Source organism: Fusobacterium mortiferum ATCC 9817, from assembly GCF_000158195.2.
Classification (GTDB): domain Bacteria; phylum Fusobacteriota; class Fusobacteriia; order Fusobacteriales; family Fusobacteriaceae; genus Fusobacterium_A; species Fusobacterium_A mortiferum.
Genome location: NZ_GL987988.1, coordinates 778,094 through 780,114, shown reverse-complemented (window position 1 = coordinate 780,114; position 2,021 = coordinate 778,094). Strand labels below are relative to the sequence as shown.

General features: G+C 26.0%; 3 protein-coding genes. 1 reads left to right on the top strand and 2 read right to left on the bottom strand.

Features of this window, described 5'->3' with window-relative positions; translation table 11 throughout:
• Positions 1-217: 217 nt before the first annotated feature.
• Entirely contained in the window at positions 218-1,177 is a 960-nt protein-coding gene (locus tag FMAG_RS04765) for a tyrosine-type recombinase/integrase (RefSeq protein ID WP_005884554.1), read from the bottom strand.
• Between the two features lie 74 nt (positions 1,178-1,251).
• Between FMAG_RS04765 and FMAG_RS13770 the strand changes: the two genes are divergently transcribed.
• Complete coding sequence (locus FMAG_RS13770) at positions 1,252-1,476, top strand: gp53-like domain-containing protein (protein ID WP_040493610.1); 225 nt, start codon at positions 1,252-1,254, stop codon at positions 1,474-1,476.
• Here the strand turns inward: FMAG_RS13770 and FMAG_RS04755 are convergent.
• A complete protein-coding gene (locus FMAG_RS04755) occupies positions 1,473-1,691 on the bottom strand; it encodes a gp53-like domain-containing protein (RefSeq protein ID WP_455737457.1) in 219 nt (72 codons plus the stop codon). The two genes, FMAG_RS13770 and FMAG_RS04755, sit on opposite strands and share 4 nt — an antisense overlap.
• Positions 1,692-2,021: the final 330 nt, after the last annotated feature.

Below are 2,021 nucleotides of genomic sequence, written 5' to 3'. Positions count from 1 at the left end.
TAAATTATTGAATTTATGCATAAACTAAAATTTTTTAAAGATTAAGAAGTCTTATTTTATTTAACTTTCTATAATTTTTGATAAAAATTGCTCTTACTTCAAAGAGTATTTACTAATTTATTTCGAAAGTTTAGAAATCTATATTTTATAAAGCTTTTTATATTTTAAATCTTATTAAATTTTGATGAAATTCAATAATTTATTCAATTTTTTAGGCTTAAATTAGACCTTTTTCTCTCTTTAATTGTCTGATTTTTTCTCTATTTTCTGCTCCAGTTCTTGCTTTAATATAATGTTCTCTAGTAGTATTTATATTATTATGATTAGCAAATTCAGAAGCTGTATTTATATCTGCTATATTCTTTAAAAGGTTTATAGCTGTTTTTCTAAGAGTATGAGGATATAACTTATCATTTCCTAATAACTCTCCTATCTTTTTTATTCTACTTCTAATAGTAGATTGAGCCATCTGTCTACATTGTCCACCTTCCTTTGTTATAAATAGATAATCTGATACTAAATTATTTTCTTTTCTATATTCTAGCCATTCTTGTAATACCTTTTCAGTGTTATCAAGAAAAATTACATCAACTATCTTATTACCTTTTTCTTTTACATCTTTAAAATACCCCTCTTTTAAGTTTAATTGTGAAATCTTTAGATTTTGTATTGCTGAAATTCTATTAGCACTTTCTAAGAATAATTCCCAAAGTAACCTAGATTGAATATCAAATTTCTTTGAATTGTGTTGCATAAGTATTCTAGCTTTGATTATGTCCTCTATTGTAAGATAATAGCTTTCCCTTCTCTTGTCAAAACTACCTTTTTTTAATCTATCAAGTTTATGTTGAAATGGGTGATGTGATATTAAATCTCTTTTCACACACCATATATAAAAACTTGAGATAGCTGTAAGCTTATTATTTATTGTTTGATTATTGTTTCCAGCTTCCCTACAATGATTTATATATCTCTCTAAAATAGATACACAATTTTTTATTGTACTATCACTTAATAATAATCTATTACCTTCATACTTTTGAAGATATTTCATATACTGCTTCATATTACTTTCATACACTCTATAAGTTGTATTCAATGTTTCATAATTCCTTGCCTTGTTACTCTCTAAATACATTTGATAAACTTCCATATTAGCTTTGTTAAATTTTTCCATTTTGTTAAAATCCTCCTGTAATTTAATTTTGACACTATATTGTATCAAATTTTAAATTACAGAATTTAACTACAATGAACAGTAATTATTGTTATATTGGAAAACTGTTATTACAGTGGGGTAAATCTGGTTCTAGTAAAGTAACTTTTCCAGTGAAATTTAATACCTGTTTTACAATTGTTACTGCTGGTGCTAATCCTACTATAAGTTGGACTAATGAATATTTTTATTTTAATGATATGAACTTTGGAACTAGTTCGAAGCCAAGATCTATTCCTTGGTTAGCAATCGGATATTAAACCCCTATTGCTAACCAGTCTACACTAGAAACTCCATAAGAATATACTCCAAATCTAGTTGTTTCTTTTACAGAAGTTTTCATAGGAGTATTATTGCTGTGGTCAGCACTAATTTTTTGATATACAACAGAATAATTAGTATTTTTAAATGCTTTAGGAAAAGTTTGGTAAATAGTAGTATTAGCTTTCAATCCGCTTAATGTTCCCCATTGGATTAAGATACCTCCTATATAACAATAACTTGTTCCAACATTAATGAAATTCTGTAATTATAATAATGGAGTAACATAAAAGGTATTATCAACATTGGCATCCACTGTTATTACATCATTTTTTCTTAAAAAGTAAGAAGTGGGAACTCTACCTCCATAGTCATGATAAATTGCTCCAACTTCAATATTGTTAATTTTGATTATGGCAGTTCCTCTTGAAATATAAAATAAAGGTTTTACTTCGCAATCAAACTCTGCTGTATATGTTTTGCTATTAACTTTTTTTAATTTTAAATAATTAGGGAAAGAAATACCATTTAAATTCTGTAATTA